The 17,953-nt window shown below is 40.5% G+C and carries 14 protein-coding genes; all 14 read right to left on the minus strand.

Annotated elements, in window-relative coordinates; translation table 11 throughout:
- Nucleotides 1-425: 425 nt before the first annotated feature.
- A complete protein-coding gene (locus A9178_RS06815; RefSeq protein ID WP_068673679.1) occupies nt 426-695 on the minus strand; it encodes a zinc ribbon domain-containing protein in 270 nt (89 codons plus the stop codon).
- A gap of 14 nt (nt 696-709) precedes the next feature.
- Nucleotides 710-8,071, minus strand: a complete 7,362-nt coding sequence (locus tag A9178_RS06820) for an Ig-like domain-containing protein (RefSeq protein ID WP_068673681.1) — start codon at nt 8,069-8,071, stop codon at nt 710-712.
- A 391-nt stretch (nt 8,072-8,462) separates the two neighbouring features.
- Nucleotides 8,463-9,323, minus strand: coding sequence for a hypothetical protein (locus A9178_RS06830; protein ID WP_068673685.1), 861 nt, complete (start codon nt 9,321-9,323; stop codon nt 8,463-8,465).
- Nucleotides 9,320-11,014 (minus strand): serine/threonine protein kinase, encoded by a 1,695-nt coding sequence (locus tag A9178_RS06835; protein WP_068673687.1) that lies wholly within the window; start codon nt 11,012-11,014, stop codon nt 9,320-9,322. Before A9178_RS06835 ends, A9178_RS06830 begins: the two co-directional genes overlap by 4 nt.
- Nucleotides 11,015-11,029: 15 nt before the next feature.
- On the minus strand, nt 11,030-11,797 hold the full coding sequence (locus tag A9178_RS06840) for a PP2C family protein-serine/threonine phosphatase (RefSeq protein WP_068673689.1): 768 nt from the start codon (nt 11,795-11,797) through the stop codon (nt 11,030-11,032).
- Between the two features lie 14 nt (nt 11,798-11,811).
- Entirely contained in the window at nt 11,812-12,996 is a 1,185-nt protein-coding gene (locus A9178_RS06845) for a DUF6382 domain-containing protein (RefSeq protein ID WP_068673692.1), read from the minus strand.
- Between the two features lie 33 nt (nt 12,997-13,029).
- Nucleotides 13,030-13,335, minus strand: coding sequence for a WXG100 family type VII secretion target (locus tag A9178_RS06850; RefSeq protein WP_068673693.1), 306 nt, complete (start codon nt 13,333-13,335; stop codon nt 13,030-13,032).
- Between the two features lie 88 nt (nt 13,336-13,423).
- Nucleotides 13,424-13,705: a hypothetical protein gene (locus A9178_RS06855; protein WP_068673695.1), complete on the minus strand. Its 282-nt coding sequence runs from the start codon at nt 13,703-13,705 to the stop codon at nt 13,424-13,426.
- A 9-nt stretch (nt 13,706-13,714) separates the two neighbouring features.
- Entirely contained in the window at nt 13,715-14,431 is a 717-nt protein-coding gene (locus A9178_RS06860; protein WP_156520717.1) for a hypothetical protein, read from the minus strand.
- Between the two features lie 142 nt (nt 14,432-14,573).
- Nucleotides 14,574-14,876 carry a WXG100 family type VII secretion target gene (locus A9178_RS06865; protein ID WP_068673699.1) on the minus strand — a complete coding sequence of 101 codons (303 nt, stop codon included), beginning with the start codon at nt 14,874-14,876 and terminating at the stop codon, nt 14,574-14,576.
- 14 nt (nt 14,877-14,890) lie between these two features.
- On the minus strand, nt 14,891-15,196 hold the full coding sequence (locus A9178_RS06870; protein ID WP_068673700.1) for a hypothetical protein: 306 nt from the start codon (nt 15,194-15,196) through the stop codon (nt 14,891-14,893).
- 12 nt (nt 15,197-15,208) lie between these two features.
- Nucleotides 15,209-15,427 carry a hypothetical protein gene (locus A9178_RS06875; RefSeq protein WP_068673702.1) on the minus strand — a complete coding sequence of 73 codons (219 nt, stop codon included), beginning with the start codon at nt 15,425-15,427 and terminating at the stop codon, nt 15,209-15,211.
- Nucleotides 15,428-15,439: 12 nt separating this feature from the next.
- Complete coding sequence (locus A9178_RS06880; protein WP_068673705.1) at nt 15,440-17,122, minus strand: Mbeg1-like protein; 1,683 nt, start codon at nt 17,120-17,122, stop codon at nt 15,440-15,442.
- Nucleotides 17,123-17,124: 2 nt separating this feature from the next.
- Nucleotides 17,125-17,832 carry a hypothetical protein gene (locus tag A9178_RS06885; protein WP_068673707.1) on the minus strand — a complete coding sequence of 236 codons (708 nt, stop codon included), beginning with the start codon at nt 17,830-17,832 and terminating at the stop codon, nt 17,125-17,127.
- Nucleotides 17,833-17,953: the final 121 nt, after the last annotated feature.

The following is a 17,953-nucleotide window of genomic DNA, read 5'->3' on the forward strand; positions in this document are numbered from 1 at the left end:
GGGCTGATATAACGGGGCGAGCGCTGATATAATGGGGGCGAGTGCCGATATAACGGGGAGAGTGCTGATATAACAGCGGCTTGTGCTGATATAACAGGGGCGAGCGCTGATATAACGGCGACGAGCGCTGATATAATGGGGGCGAGTGCTGACATAACAGCGGCGAGCGATGATATAACGGGACGAGCGCTGATATAACGGGGCGAGTACTGATATAACAGCGGCGAGCGCTGATATAACGGCGACGAGTGCTGATATAAGGGGACGAGCGCTGATATAACAGCGGTGAGTGCTGATATAATGGGGCGAGGGCTGATATAACAGCGGCGAGCGCTGATATCCCGAAACCGAGTACCGATATCCCTCCCACAATCCCCCCTCCCAACACAAAAAGCAAGCTGGCACCAAAGTACCAGCTTGCATCATCATCTCGGAGTCCTACACCCCGGACAAACCTTCTCCGTTGATTCATATTGATTCCCACAGTTCCTGCAAAACACAACTCCCGCTTCGAAGGCCCGTCCATCAGAGGAAGCCGGCTCCCCAACAGGGGCATCGCCGCCAAGCTGCTGTGAATCACGCACACCAGCAGCTGAGCCCCGTTTCCTAATAACAAAAATCATCGTTACAATATTAATCAAAATACTAACCATAAGGAGGATATTCGTTAATGAAAACACTTCTTCCATGGCCATAAAGACATTCCTCCTTATCCAACTTTTTCTTCTGTTTCACTTTGTTCCGCATTTCCGTTATTTCTGTTTCTAAATAGGAAGTATCCTAGTACGGCAGCAATCAAGACACCTACTCCTCCAAGGGATCCAACGAATAATGGTGTGTTGTTATACCAGCGTGCAACCAGGTTCGTCGTAACTAGGAAGCCACTTACTTCCGTAACGACCTCATTTCCAGCTGCATCCGTCGCTAGCACTTTCACGTCTTGCGGTGCGTTTGCGCTTGGAATTTCAAACACAACGTTTTCGCCATCTACTTCATACTCTATTTCTTTATCATTAAGCGTAATAGCAACATCATCTAATACAAGATTATCTTTTACAGAAATCGTTGCTTTTTTGTTATCGACTGGATATTGTTTGCCATCTTCCAAATCGATTGGTACGACAACTGGGTTTGTTTTATCGATACCAAAGGCAATTTCTGCTTTCTTCGCTTCATCGATGTTTTCGTTAATGTTTCCAGCTACGTCCTCTGAATAAATCGAAACGGTATATCTGCCATCGCCTGCAAAAAGTTCTTTGTTAATCGTGTACGTGTATTGGCTCCATTCGCCCGGGCCACCAGTGTTGGTAATCGTATAATCCTTGCCTGCTTCCAAGTCTTGCGGGTTACCATTCTGTGTCATTTTTATTGTAATCGAATCTTTTTTCAGGTTGTCAACGTTCGTTTCTGTTAAAACGATGTCGCGTTCTTTTTGCACATACTTCCCGATCATTCCGTCTAAACTATCGTCAAATGCATAGACAGATCCGAAACGGTTGACGGAAAAATGAATTTCTTCTTTCGTTTCATTTCCCGCAAAGTCGGTTAATGTTGCCGTTAATGTGTAAAGATCATCATTTTCCTTTGTTTTTTCAAAGTTCTTGAATGTGAAAACTTGTCCATTCCCTTTGTTGGAATAGCTTCCGTCGATTTTCACGTTATTGCGGTTTGCACCTTTTAACGTAATCGAAACGGCATTCTTATCAAAGTTCGTATCGGAATAAGTTACAACTGGTACGACTTTTCCATTATTTGCGGACCTATCTTTCACCCCTGTAATCGTAAGTTCCGGTTCGGTTTGGTCCACGTAAAATTCTTGCATGTCAAAGTCGTCCGCCACGTTTCCGGCCATGTCCATAAAGTCAATGTCAAAGCTATACAATGCATCTGCACTATACGAAATCGTCGCCGTGTGAACATCGCCACTACGGGACCAGCCACTTGCTGATGGGAAGGCAATTGCTTTTCCACCATCTGTCGCTGTTCCTTGAATTCGGATACGGCTCGGATCGAAGTTATGTTCCTTCACGGAAATCGTTGCGGTTCTTGCTGTGTTAAAGTAATTTCCATTCACTGCATCGTTTGTATCGTAGGAAACATTGATTTCCGGTTTCGTTTTGTCGATCGTGAATGAATCTTGTTCTACAGGTGCCGCTTTGTTTCCAGCATTATCTTGATACTGAATATCAAACGTGTAATCCCCATCGGCACTGTACGTAATCGTTGCGGTGTGCGTCGTTAAATCTGGATTACTAGCATTTCGGCTCGTCGACCAACCACTCAATCCAGGAATGGAACCATCTGTGTTAGTCACACGGTATTCCACATCTTCCGGTTTAAAGTTACGCTCTGTAATAACAATCGTTGCGGTTCGATTTTCATTATAAAAATCAGCATTATCCGCATCAGGCATGTTGTTATCATACGAAACTTCAATCGATGGAGCTGACTTATCGATACTAAAGGTCAAATCGTCCTCCGACGTATTTCCTGCTCGATCCGTCATTTTCACTTTAACCTTGATGTCATTACTGTCATTGTTTACGGTAATGGTCTTCTTCATTTCGGTTACAAGGTTTTTATCGGATTTCATTTGTTTCCAGCCTTGACTATCGCTACCTTTTTTATAGGTTTTATCATTGTTAAGAACAAGACTTCCACTTTGGTTATTGCCTGTATCATACGGTGCGATAACCGACCACTCAATTTCACTAATTCCAGAATACGTATCGGTTACCGTCAAATCAACGTTCACATTACCAGAATAAAGGTCCTCGTTATTATGGTCCTTCGCTGGTGCGGTCGGCTTCTCGATTGCGATATGTTTTTCTTCTTTATGTTTCCTCGCATTTTCCAAAATTGCGCCATCTGGTGTCACGTAAGCACCGGTATTTTGCACGTAATCTGTCGCTTGGGCAAATATTTGTCCTTTGAATGATTGTGGCACGTTAAAAGTAACATCCCGCTTCGTCGTAATTGGAGCAATGCTGCCAATCTGAGATTCTTTTATTTCTTTAAACGAACCATTTTTCCAGATGGCATAGTATTTTCCATTGTCATGATCCTTCAAGTAAACGGTGATGGCCTTCAAGTTACTCGTAAATTCCTTGTCTACTTCCGGATCTTCAGCACTAATTTTCACTTGGGTTGCTTCTTTAAAATAGAAGCCGTAATCGGTAAGTTTTACGGATTTACTTAAAGCATCCGTTGTAAATCCTTTAGAACCTTTTGTTGAAAAAGTGTAATCCAAAATTACTGGATCGGTTTCATCTTTGTATGTTTTCGTTTCTGCCGTATTTTCATTTCCAGCATTATCAATCACATAAACCGAAACGTTGTAAGACCCATCATCCTTAATTTCAATTCCTTTATCGTCCGTACTAATCCGGTAAGGCTCTGGGCTCTTCGTAATTTTCTCACGTTCAGAGTAGTCATACTCATATTTTTTCCCATTCACATCAATCGTCACAGTATTAATACCGGAATCTTGATCTTCCACCGCTATTTCAAACGTAACTTCCCCATTGTATTGATTTTTATAAGAAGATACCCCTTTTTTCGGAATCACATCAATCGATACTTCTGGTTTTTCCTTTTCGATGATGACATTTCGATTCGTTTCTGATGCGATATTTGAGTTTTCCGCTGTAACAGGATACGTTTCTACATTATGTGCCACGTCCGTAATTTTCACATCAAAAGCTTCATTGAAATAGTCAGCATCTAGCGTGAACGTTGCCTCTCCTGTTAATTCTTCCGGATTGATGTTAATTTCTTTTTGCTCAATGGCTTTCTCATTTGCTAAAAGCTCTATCGCTTCGATTCCCGTTGTCCCATCGATTGTTTTCACATCAATTGTAATTTCTTTATTAAAGAATGTACCAAACGTTAGGAAGTTTAAGACCTTGGCAAAATAATTATCGTTTTTCTGCTTGAAAGTTACTGCCTCCCCATCCACTAATGTTGCAGGGGTTTGGTCCACGAAAAATTCTTCTGCAGCAAAATCTTCCACAGGTTTATTTCCTGCCGTATCCGCTACATCAATGTCATATTCATAAAATGCATCTTCCTCGAATACCATCTTAGCTACATGTACATCTTCAGCAACTTCTTCCCAGTCACTTAAGTCAGGTAACGGCTGTTTTTCCTCACCTTTAATCGTTGCGCCCGTCACATAAAAACGATTCTCATCAAAGTTATGTTCGTTTACGGTAATCGTTGCGGTGCGTTTTTCTTTATAATAATTTCCATTAGCTGCATCATTATTGTCATACTCCACACTCACTTCTGGAGGTGTTTTATCAATCGTAAATGCATGCTGTGGGACGGCGGCTGCTTTATTTTTCGCATTGTCCGCGTAAGAGATGTCAAACGTGTAATCCCCATCTTCCGTATAGTTGACAACTGCGGTATGCGTTGTGGAATCAGGGTTTTTACTTTCTATCGTTTCCCAAGATTCTATTGCTGGAACAACATCACTGTCCGCATTCGTAATTTGATGAACAACATCTTCTGGATTAAAATTACGCTCCGTAATCGTGATCGTTGCCGTACGATTTGCGTTATAAACGTCCGTGTTTTCCGGATCAGATGTGTTGTTGTCATACTTAATGTCAATCGTTGGTACAGTTTTATCAATGCTGAATGTCATTTCTTCCTCAGAAACATTGCCAGCCCGATCCGTCATTTTCACTTTCACAACAATATCATTACTGTTGTTGTTCACTTTAATTTTCTTTTGCATCTCGGTGACAAGGTTGTTATCTGTCTTCGTTTGCTCCCAACCTTCTGCATCACTGCCATCCGTATAGCTTTTATCATTGTTGATCGTCAGTTTTCCACCTTGATTATTTTCGGTATCATATGGCGCAACTACTGACCATTCAATGTTTTCGATACCAGAGTAAGTATCTGTAACCGTAAATGTAACATCGACATCTTCGGAATAAAGTTCTACATCGTTTATGTCTTTTTTATCGGTAGCGACTTTATCCATCGCAATATGTTCTTCTTTTTCGTGCTGCTCCGGACTTTCGACAATCGTGCCCTGTGGTGTTTCGAATTTACCAGTATTTTTCACGTTGTCGATCGCTTTGGCAAAAATTTGCCCTTTGAAAGATTTCGGAACATCAAATGTTAAACTTGCCTCTGTTTGAACTGGAGTAATTTTTCCAATATCCGCTTCGGCTACTTCCTTTAAGGAACCATTCTCCATTACGGCATAGTATTTTTTCGTATGATGGTCTTGTAAATAAATGACCATCGACTGAACGCCACTAGCATGTTCGAACAACACTTCTTTATCCTCAGCTGTAATCGTCACTCGAACCGGTTTCTTGAAATAAAAACCATAATCCGTTTTTTCCACTGTTTCTTTAAAATGAGTTTCCTCCGCAATCACTTCATATTCGCCTATAGAAGTTTCTGCAGAGAATGTGTATCCTTTGATCGTAGGACTCGTTTTATCAATATAAATCGTTTTTTCCGCGGTGTGTGTATTTCCCGCATTATCCACTACATAGACGCGAACATGATATTTTCCGTCACGGCTTTTGATATCCTTTGAATCTGTTGAAATCGTATAGGTGTCCTCTTGTTTTTTCTCCTTGTTGTAATGATACTTTTGATAAATTTCATCATTCACATAAATCCATACCGAGTTTAAACCAGAGTCCGCATCCGCAACAGACATATTGAATAGGACATCTTGGTTAAATTTCTCCCCTTCTAAAACTTTAGGAGTTTCTGTATTTGTTGTTAGCTCGATTTCGCCAGTTGGAGCAACTTTATCAACCATAAAGACCCCATTATTATCCGCTGAAATATTGGAATTTCCGTTCGTTACTTTGTACGTTTCTTTGTTGTTCGTATGATCTGTCACTGTAACAGAAAGGGATCCAGAGAAGCTTTCCGCATGAATGGTGAAAACTGCTTCAGCACCTTTGCCCTTCGCTTCAAAGCTATTTTGTTCAATGCTTGGATTATCTGTGCTTTCAGATGTCGCTAGAGAAATAGACTGAATCCCTGAAGCTTCGTCCTGCACTTTTACCGTTACTTCAATTTCTTTATTAAAATAGGTTCCAAATGTTAGGAAGTTTAAATACTCAGCAAGTGCACTGTCATTCGTTTGCTTGAATGTCACTGCTTCCCCATCGACTAAAGTCGGGTTCGTTTGGTCAACATTCACATTCACCGGCTTCACTTCAGAAACATTCCCAGCCTTATCCACTGCCCAAACACTATAAATACCACTATAATCTTCATCGGCCGGTTTGAATTCAAAGGAATGATCTTCTGGATCGTATGTCGCTTCCTCAGCCTTTTCTGGTGAGTACTCCCCTTTGCTGTAAAATACGTTGGCAATTTCCGTGGAATAGTTCACCTTATTAAAAGTCTGTTCTACGTTATCGATTTTTCCAGAAACGGTCACATTGCCACTGAACCAAACCTTATCATTGCTTTCCTTTTTATTATCCCCAGTTACGTCCATCTGTTTAATTTCAGGTGCTTCTGTATCAAAGAGAATATGAAGGTCTTTATCAAAGGATACGTTGTTCACCAAAAACCCGTTTCTTAAGTTGACCTCATTCACACTCACGTTTTCCTCAAACTTAATTTCCTTTTTCCAACGTCTATCCTTTATTCGCTTATATGGATCTACCGGTGTCATCTCAACTTTTGCATCTTTGGAATAAATATATACACCCGTCTCATCATCGGAATCTATTAATTTTCCTGATGTCGGATTAATAGAAACATAGTCTTTCCACGTTCCTTTGACCGTTGGGATTTTTTCAAATTCCACCGTAATTTCACGGTTTTCGGTAATTTCCTTTATTTCGTACGTGTAATGTCCATCATCATCAAGGGTGACATTTGGATTATCTTCTAAATTCACCACGTCTCCATTATCGAGAAGAGTTTTCACTTTGTATGATTCATCTGGAAAAATCTTGACGCTTGTATTACCGTTGTACTCTACTTCAGAATGCTTCGACGTCATTTTTCCATTTCCGCCTTTTACTTCCGTTGTAACATCGTACACATTTATAGCAAACGTAATTTCGACTTGATGATCTCTCTCTACATTTTTAAACGTATATTTATATCGATTTTCCCCGTCAGCAAGTGCGTTCAGATTTTCTCGTTTACCATCAATCTTAATTTCCTCTACATGATAACCTGTATTCGGTGTCACGGTAAAAGAAGGCGAAGAACCATGCTCAACATCCACCGTCCCCTCAGCCGCATCAATACTTTGGCCATCTTTATCTTTGATGGTTCCATTACCATCACTCGCAAAGGAGATAGAATAAACTTTCACAAATTCCACTTCAATGGTTGTATTCGCAGAAACCTTAATCGTTTCTTCGTATTTTTTTTGGTCCGATATGGACTTTTCTACCCCGTTAACTTTAACTTGTCCAATAACAGAGTCTGAAGTTGACGTAATGTTAACTTTTACATCTTTTCCTTCTTCTATTTTAATTGGTTCGTTATATTTTTTATTATTTAATTGAATCGAACCTTCTCCTGAACCGTTTTTATTAACGGTCACTTCATATTTGGTTGGAGGAGTTGGTTCTGGCTCTGGCTCAGGTACCGATTCCCCCGGATTTTCCGGTTCAGTTGGAGGCTCCGTGTCTACAGGAGGGCTAGATTCCTTCACCGATTTCTCTCCTGTTGTTATATTAAAAATAAGTTCCTCTTTTGATCCGTTTGCTATCTTATGGGAAAAGCTCTTTTCTCCCGCTTCCCCAGGCAATGTCACAACAAACTGGAAGTCATTATTACCTTGCAGATCAGCAGCCGTTATCTCCGGGAATGAAACTCTCCCATCCTGATCCGTCTTAGCCTCCACCTTTACAACACTATCCGTATTATTACCAGATACCGTCGCCCCTGCTATCGCACCTTCATTGCCCACAATTTGCAAAGTGAACACATCGGCCTTACTTAAACCCTCAGCCGTCGCAACGATTACACCTAATGGTAAATTATATGTAAACATCAGAAAGGCAAGAAGCATGGACAACAAGCGCGTAAAACTTGCTTTTTTCTGCTTAACCATCTGTTTCTCTCCTCTTAATTAGGTTTGATTGATTGTTTAGATAAACTTTATAACATGTTTATGTGTTGGGATATGGTGTTTGAGCGTGTGTATCTGGTAGTCGGGAGCGAGAATCCGGTAATCGCGTGTGTTAATCCAGGATTCGCGTTCTGGATATCAGCATTCGTGCCCCTGATATCAGCATCCGCACCTCTGATATCAGCTCTCACTACCCGGATATCAGCAATCACTACCTTGATATCAGCAATCACTACCCAGATATCAGCAATCACACCCCGGATATCAGCAATCACACCCTAGATATCAGCAATCACACCCCGGATATCAGCAATCACACCCCGGATATCAGCATCCGCACTTCTGATATCAGCAATCCCCCTACTCCCACTAATCAAATAACCTCATCACTATGTACTATCTTCACATCTTTAACTACTTTAAATTCAATTTCCTCTTGATCCTCGCTAGTTAACTCCCCAGTCTGATCCAACACCGTCGTTTCCCCCGGCATGCCATCCGCTAACACCTGGGTTCCATCCGCTAATACCTGAGTTCCGTCTGCCAATACTTGGGTCCCACCCGACAATACCATGGTTCCGTCTGCTAACACTTGAGTTCCATCAGCCAATACCTGTGTCCCATCCGACAACACCTGCGTACCGTCTGCTAACACTTGGGTGCCTTCCCCTAACTCTCGCATACCGTCTACCAACACTTGGGTGCCTTCCCCTAACTCCGGCATACCATCCGCCAACACTTGAGTTCCATCCACCCCCCGATTCACACGTTCCTCATCCGCAGCACTCTCAGCAAAACTCCCACGCCGTAAATCCCCAAGCACAATAGGTGGTGAAGTATCCTCCGTCTGTCCTTTAACAAATCTCACACCTGCTAATCCATCAGATATCTCCCCTGAACCATTCACACGACCAGATCCACCAGTTCCTGTCATTCGGCCGGAAACATAGGCCCCTGCTGTACCCCCTGTCCGCCCAAGCCTCCTCGATTTCCGTACTGGCTTCGTCAACTCACCACGCTCCACATTATAAGCACCCGGCTCATAACGTTTCTGCCCAGTTTTCGTATTCTGCTCGCGGATGGCTTGGATTTGTTTCTCAGCAGTTTTTCCGGTTAAATCTCCGATAATAGCCAAGACGTCCATTTTGAAAAACATAATGACCGCGGCAATGAGGAGGATTCCGAAAAGGGAATATCCGACGATAGAAATGATTTGCCATGTGGTTGCATTCATTTGATTTCCTCCCTAGATGCATTCTCGATCGCCTTTTCAGCTGTTGCAAAGCGATTAATAATGGATTCTTTCATTGTTTCGGTTTTATCTGTTGTAACGGAAACTTGATTAGTACTTTCCTTAATCGACTCAAAAACTGCTCGGATTTCCGATTCCTCAATTCCATCTGCTTTCAATTTTCTAGCATACGTTTCGATGGAATACATCCCCAATTTATAGAGTTCTAGTTTTACAATCTCATTTTCATCCGGGTTATCGGCAAGCCTTTCGATTAATTCCTTCAAATTTCGCCAGTATGGGCGGTATTTCCCTTTATCCGAAGCTTCTTCAATATGAAGGTTAATATCTTGATTAAATTTGCCAATGTCACTATAAATGGTGGCCATTTCAAAGTAAGATTTATCTGATGAGCCATAGCGGACAGCATCTTCAAACCACTGTACCGAGCTCTTCATTCTTGTTACTTGATTATCACTCGTCTCGGTTTTCCCATAATCGTAGTAATACCAATAGATTTTTCCTAACTCGAAGGCTAAATCTGCATAATCTTCATTTTCTCTTAACTTAGATAAATGGACGTTAATCTTTTTCTTTAGTTGAGCTTCTTCTTCCACGGTAAAATTGGCATCATTTTTAAATGCATCAAGGAGTCCTAGATAACCTTCCGTTACGTTTGGCTTAATATCGATGGCATTTAAATAGTTGTCAATTTTATTCGTGTCGGTTGAAGCAGTTTCGGCCACCCGCATCATTGCACTGAAATCGGAATTATTCGTATGATTTTTCATCACTTGGCCAAAAATCCCGATAAATAAGCAAAGAAAAGCAGATGCTGCTACGATACTAAATTTGCGTAGCTTCCCTTTTTGCTTTTCCCGATAAACATCGTCCATTTCTTCATAATGATTCAATGCATATAAAAGTTCGGCACAAGATTGGTACCTGTCCTCTGGATTGAGCTGCGTACATTTTTGAATGATTCTTTCTAAACCACCAGATAAATGGGGATTCCAGTACCGAATTGGGTACAGCTCATACGGTGGTTCGCTCGGATTTTGACCCGTAATTAGGTGATACAATGTGACACCAAGACAGTAAACATCCGTTCGTGGATCTGTTTGTCCTTTGCCACCAAATTGTTCCGGTGCGGCATACCCTTTTGTCCCTAGGCTAACCGTATCCGCTAGATTCTGATCTTTGAATTCCCTCGCAATCCCGAAGTCTATCAGTTTAATGTTTCCGTCTGGCTTGAGCATGACGTTCCCGGGTTTCATATCCCGATAAATGATGGCGGGATTTCGTGTATGTAAATAATCGAGTACTTCACAAAGCTGCTTCGCCCATTCGATGACAATTTCCTGTGGCTGCGCTCCATACTCATCGACAATCTCACTGAGGGGCTCCCCTTCAATGTAGTCCATAATGACAAAGATGACGTTCCCTCTGTCAATTATGTCGACAATACGTGGCAACGATGGATGGTCCAATCTTTTAATCATATTTGCCTCGGCGATTGCACTTTGGACGATGACATCATTGTTTTTATCTTTTGCTGTTTTTTCAATCTCTTTTACTGCCCACTGTTTGTTCAAACGTTTGTCCATCGCTAAGTAAACTTTGGACATGCCACCTTGGCCAATAAGCTTCAGTATTTCATATTTTCCATCGATTACAGATCCTATTTCCGCCACCCGAAGTCCCCATCCTTACTGTATTTTCACAACCAAAACAGAAATGTTATCTGTTTCCTGTCTTTCCTTTACTAACTCCACCATTTCCACCGCTCGCTTCTCCATCGTTACCTCATCTTGCAGCTTCTCTGGATCAAATGCTTGGAAAATTTCCACATCTGTTAAAACATGTCGAAACCCGTCTGAACAGAGCACGTACACTTCTCCTGCACCAGCTCTCCCTCGTATAAATTCGGCTTGAACCAATTTGGATGCACCAATACATTGTAGTAGTACGTTTCTCCTCGGATCATTCCTTGCTTGCTCGACGGTTAAAGTGCCTTGTCTAACTGCTTGTGCGACAACCGTTTGATCTTCTGTTAGTTGGTGGATATTCGTGTCTAAGCGATAAGCACGCGAATCCCCAACATGACCAATGAGCATAAACTTAGAATCAACGAGTAACAAAGCAGTCAAGGTCGTGCCAAGATTCATTTTCACCTTTCTACCGTATGTTGCTATCCGCTGATTTTGTTCCTTAATGATCCTTTCCCAGCGGTACTCGATATCATCCCAGTCTTGATTTACAAGTTGCTCGGGAAGTTCATCCTCAAACCATTTGGAAAACGCCTGGATCACACTAGCACTTGCCACTTCACCCTTCGCAAGTCCACCCATTCCATCACAAATGACCGCAAGCATGACCTTGCCAACAGATGTCTCGGAAATTTTTACACACAAACTATCTTGATTCGTTTCTTTCTGAATACCAACATCGGTATGTGCGGCTGTTAAGATTTCCATGACAGAACCCCCTACTATACGTAAAATACAAAATCCTCATTTGCCAGTCTTATTTTCGTCCCAGAAAAAATTTCTACCTCTTTATGAACCGGGATAACCCGATTGTCGACATACGTTTTATTCGTTGAGTTATGATCGATAATATAATAGCAATCGTCTCTCGTAATAATGTCTGCGTGACTGCGACTAATCGCATTATTATTGGAAATAAAGTAATCACAGTATTTCTTTTCTTTTCCGATTCGAAAGGCCGGTTTATCGACGACGACCTTTTCTTCATTACTTTTCCTAATCAGATAAGGGTATGTTGGTTCCTCATAATCCTCTACGCCAAGAACAGTCGTACCACCCGCATCATCCGTTCCTAAGACCGTTGTTTCACTGAATACATTTTGTTTTTCTATGTCAGAAGATGAAGACTCTTGTAGTCGGGAACCGCAAGAAGTACAAAAATTCGCGCCTTTCTCATGCTTCTGCCCACAATTTTGGCAGACAGCTGCTTTCCCTTCACTCGTATGTTCAAATGGATTGTAGGCGATATGACTCGAAGCTTTCTCTACTTCCTTCACTTCACTCGAATTCTCTTTTTCATCGTTATCCGTAGAACCTGAAGGAACATAAGACTTCTTCTCCACTGTTTTACCCATTAATTCAAATAGTAGCTTCTCCAAGCCTTGGATGGAGAAGGGAATGAAACTGTTAAAATAGCGAATGTATTTCGTGACATAGTCATGTTCCTCGAATTTGGTAAAAACAACGTGATATGGAATATCCTTAAAAAACTCCTCGATGTTCTTCGCATGCTGATTGTTGACAATCGGCCAAAAGATGCATTTCACTTTCTTTGTCATCGGATCTAAAAAAATGTAATCCATATCTAACATGAGATTCGTAGCATTCATCAGATCATGTTCACATTGCTTCACTATTTGAACGAGTTGACTGACGATATTTAAAAACATCTTCTTATTTGTAATCGCAGCAAAGAACGTTTTTAGTGTGATCATGCCGTCAATGGAACAGGTTAAGTTAACCCCTTTTTTCACATGCTCCTTGTGAACTGGAAGCAAATGATCGTAAAAGCCAGCTGAAATTAAATTTAACTCGCGCTCGATAATTGCTTCTGGATGGTTGATCCGTTTGATAACCACATATCTATTATTCTGTTTTTCCAAGGTTATTTTCGCTGTTTTAGCCATTCTTATCTCCTACCTACTATCTAATAACTCATCCTATAACCTATTCGCTCTATTCACTGCTTTCGATTGAGCATCTTTATACTGACTTGCTGCATACCTTAAGAATTCAGCATATTTTTCTAATGATTTGGTCATGTTTTTTGAGGTTGAATCTTGACTGGTCAGTTTCCCCCATTGATTCTTAAATGCCAGGGAATCATCCCCTTGCCAAGTCGAAGCAAGTGCAGTTACTTGTTGTTCTGCTGAAGTCATTTTTTTATGATGTTTAGTAATATATGTATCTATCGATTTCGCTGTTGTCTCCATTTTACTATGATTCACGTAAGTATAATTGCTCATTTTCTACTATTCCCCAAATCAAACCATTATTTAAAGGCATCAGCCAACGACTTATTTACCGTTTCTACTTCTGAATACCCATCATCTACTAGTTGGCGTAGAAACCATTGTCATCTTTACCATTTTTATTATGAACCTCTACGATACGCCAATGCAGTATGTCATCCTTAACGTTTGCATGTTCTGGTAGGTTTAACTTTTTTTCGATGTTTTTTACGACACTTTCCTGACCATGTCGTTCCGCGAACGTTATAATTTCTTCAATCGTTGGGGAATCTCCTGTCTTATAGTACATTTTTTTTATAACTTTATCTAAGTCTTGATAAGCTATATCTGTTGCTATTTTTAAATGTTGGTCTGAATTTTCCATTCACTCCTCCTATAAGTGACGTTTTATCTCTTCATTATCCGTTACAATGCCTTCTTCTTCTATAACTAATAAAAAGTTGTTTACCACATCATAATCATCGTACCACGCATCACTCACCCATGGATTTTCATTAAATTCTTGCACGGCTTGATCAAAATTATCACTAGAAATTATCCATATATTTGTTTGTAATGGTGTTTTCTTTAGTTGATTATTATAGAGTGACTCATAAGCCTGTATGAGATCATCCGGTTTCATATTTTCATTCTCCTCCAAAATCACATCACCAACAAAATACTTTGGAGAATGAGAGTCAATTGACTCCGATAAGCTTATTTCTACTGATTGAACTGCCTTTTCCGAAATCATATCTAACCTTGCCACAGAATTGATACCCTCTTTATCTAATACCTCTGTATACTGGCTTTCCAGTTCTTTCGCTAATTTCCGACGTGGGTAATCCTCAAACTCAATGTTATCATCGTTATCCATAACAACTTCAAAAACCACATCATTATTTTTTTCCCTTACATAAGTTGTCACAGTATCATTTGTCGCTGTGCCAAATCGATTTCCAAGGGCTGTTACCTCAAACTCTCCATCGTATTTTTCTTCTAATTTTTTCACAACTCTATCTGCTATATCATCATCAACTTTACTACATCCTAATAGGCCTAATATAGAGAATGCCATGAAAATGACACCTACCCTTTTTAATATTTTCATTTTATAAAACCTACTTTCCTTCACGGTGGTGAGATAGCCATCGTCATAAATAGAGTGAACACCAAGAAGAAGATACCACTTTTTTTCCGAATCATTTTCGAAAACCTACCTTCTATCTAGGGCAACTTCCACACAAAGCATCTTATAAACGATTAGCCAGATCAATCGCTTTTTTCTGAGCCTTTTTATACTGATCCCCTACAAAACGTAATGTTTCCGCATACTCTTCTAAAGCCTTCTCCGTTTGTTTAGAAGTGGATGACGGATCATCTATCTCATTCCATTTAGACATAAATTCATCCGAATCTTGTCCAATCCAGTTCGCTTTTAGATTCGTGACCTGACTGCCCGCTTCTCCCATCCTTTGTTTATAGGACTCTACATAGCTGTCAATCTCTTTTGCTGCCCAATCAAAATGTAAATGATTCACTTCAATGAAAGGCATGTGCCGCTCCTCCTCTATTTAAAAGCATCTGCTAATTTTTTATTAGTAGATTCGGTTACTTCATATCCATCCGCAACCTGTTCCACTAAAAATCGAAAATAGTTGTCCATCACGTTATGGCGATTCTCTTTCAATGCTGTTTGAATGGAAGAAAAGTGACCAAGGATGTGAGAGGAAGCTTGACTATTCCAACTGTTATTGATTCGTTTTACCGCATCTTCTACACCTTTAAAATCCTTTGAAATTTCTTGATTCAGATAGTTGATACGATATGCCGTGTTGACAACATTTCCCGTATTTATAGAAAGATCACTTGCCATTTACGTTCCCCCTTATCGTCCTTTTGATTCCAAATGAGCTTCGGAAAGATTAGAGGGATCGACCCGGCCTAGTGCATTCTTTGCTCTTTCGCAATCATCAATGAAATCTTGAATCCGTGCGGCAGCAACTTCACTTCCGATCCCACTAAATTCAGACTTTAGTCCAGATTGGATACTCTCTAGCTCATTAATAATACTATTAAGTTCAGATCTCACACTAGATAGACTCATATGTGCCCCCTATTAAACACCCATAATTTTATTTTCTGCAGATTCAAAGGCTTCTGCCGTCTCTTGCATATAATTAATGACCTTGTTCATTTGCCTAGAAGTAGGTAGCTTTTCTGCAATCATAAGCTGAAGGATGTCTAAGAACCCTTCTGTTAAATACAACATATTTAAATCGGAATCAACGGACCTAATCCTTGCTCTTAGTGAATCAAGACGCTCTGCATAGTTTTTCAATTTATATGTATCGACTTTGATGTATGTAGATGTTGCATGTGCCTTTGGTCCCCGCTCAAATAAATCAAGAAAGCTGTCCCATAAACTTTTCGCTGCATCTACTAGGAAATCGCCAAAATCTCGTAATTCTTCCGCTGCCCAGTCTACAACACTAGCAATCGCATCACCTATCCATCCAATTACTTCCGGAATAACAACGTTTACTACATATTCGACCAGGTCTTCTATCAGTTCGTTTATTAGAACCGCTAATAAAACAACGGTAACTGCTGCGACGGTTGCTACCGCAAATGCTGCTACAGAGGCCGCTGCAGTAAGTATGCCTGCAGGTCCCAATTTGACCGCAATGGCACCAAGCCCAACCACTAATGTATTCCCAGCAGTAGTTAAAGAACCGTCTTCGTTCACGAGCCATTCTTTTACTTTTGGTCCCCATGTCGTAATTTGAACGACTGTCTCCACAATAACCTTACCTGCTGTAGGGCTAATAAGATCATCCAAACCTTCTGTAAGTGGCGAACCAAGAAACGTGTTTAACGAAGTAGACTTTTGTAAAAACGGATAGGTTTCATCCACATTTCCATCTTTGTCAAATTTCACAAAATCGGTACTATGTTGAACAGGACCATCTTCTTTCAATTTCGCATGAACATAATCAATACCAGGAACGTATTGTAATATACCACCAACTACGGATTGCTCGATATGCTTCATATCAATATTTTCTGTTGCGATTTCAATACTTTCTCGATTCTCCCACAAGTATTCCTTTGCAAACCCCGGCCCATCATAACTAATCGTTTTCGTTATTTTATCTGCAACACCTTGGGAAGCTGCATAGAACGTTGCATGCTCTGCTAGATTTCCGCCTAGGGAATGCCCCGCAAAATAAATATCCTTTTCCCCATTGAAATAACCTTTTTGTATTAGTTCATCAATAAACACATTCGCATCCTGTTGCTGATCCGTCATTTCTCCAGCAATTAGTGCCACATCAGCCTGAAGCCAATCTTGATGTAAATTTTGCATTTCACCAATTTCTTCACTTCCACGGAAGGATACAATAATCTCACCATCACCCGTCTCAATGACCGTACCATAAAAACCTGAACCACTTTGATTATTCCCATCAAAAGTTTCGAGGATTTTCCAATCCAGCGCTTCTTCTGGTAACCCGTTTATTTTATCCGCATTCAGCGTTACAAGTTCATCTCCGTGCGTGTCTTTCCCTTCTACTAACCCATCAAAATAACTTTGGGGAAAATTATAGTTTTCTGGTGTTTCAGGAGGGATCTCTAAAAGCTCACCAACGGTATATGAATCCGTATAAGAATCTTCTACTCCCGGAATGTTACTCTTCGGTGCGTTGGATACCAATAAACCAAGATCTAAATAAGCGATATCCGTCGCATATTTCATATCTTCTTCCGATACGGAAACAGTTTTTTCAGAATCTGACACCTTTATTCACCTGCCTTATTATATCTGGGATCTGAATGATGAATAAAATTATAGCCGTTCCCATCTGCCATCGCATCAATCTCATCTACTAAATCATAGTCACGGAACCATGAATCCCTTACCTCAGGTAATGTTCGATAATCTTTTGCCGCTTCCTCGTATTCATCTGCAGGAAGAATACGGATTCCTATTTGGTACATGGTCTCATTCGTTGCCTGGTAAGCTTTCAATAACGCTTGTTCAAATTGTTCTCCTTTCACGTCCCCCGTATCTTTTACAATCATGTGAGCCGAAAAATAGCGTGGCTGATATTTATCCACATACTCTCCAATCGAGATGGATGTATCTGTTTCCTTCGCACTACTTTGTTCCGTTCCCATAATAAAGGTATACGTCTCACTCTCTATTCCTAAAGGTTCCAACTCTTTCTTCATGATCTCGTTAAACTTTTCACTGATTAGGATTGGAACATAAGCATCACCTATTAACTCCCCATCCTTTGTCGTAATCGTTTTAAATGCTAAACTTTCTTCACCCTCAGGATGTAAAATCGTTGTAATGGTATCATTCGTTGCTGTACCGTAACGTTCCCCAATGTGGGTTGCTACGAATTTTTGATCGTATTTTTCTTCAACCAAACTAACTGCTTGATCCGCCTGTTTTTGATCCATTTCACTACAACCAAGTAAACTAAATATGGATATCGCCATTATTATGACACCCACCTTTTTCCATAGATTTTTATACATATTATTCCTACTTTCCTAGTTTGAAAAATATTAGACCATTTAAGATAGGAGATCTTTGTCTCAAATTATATGATTTGTTCAG

The sequence above is a fragment of the Oceanobacillus sp. Castelsardo genome (genome assembly GCF_001659985.1).
Classification (GTDB): Bacteria; Bacillota; Bacilli; order Bacillales; family Amphibacillaceae; genus Oceanobacillus.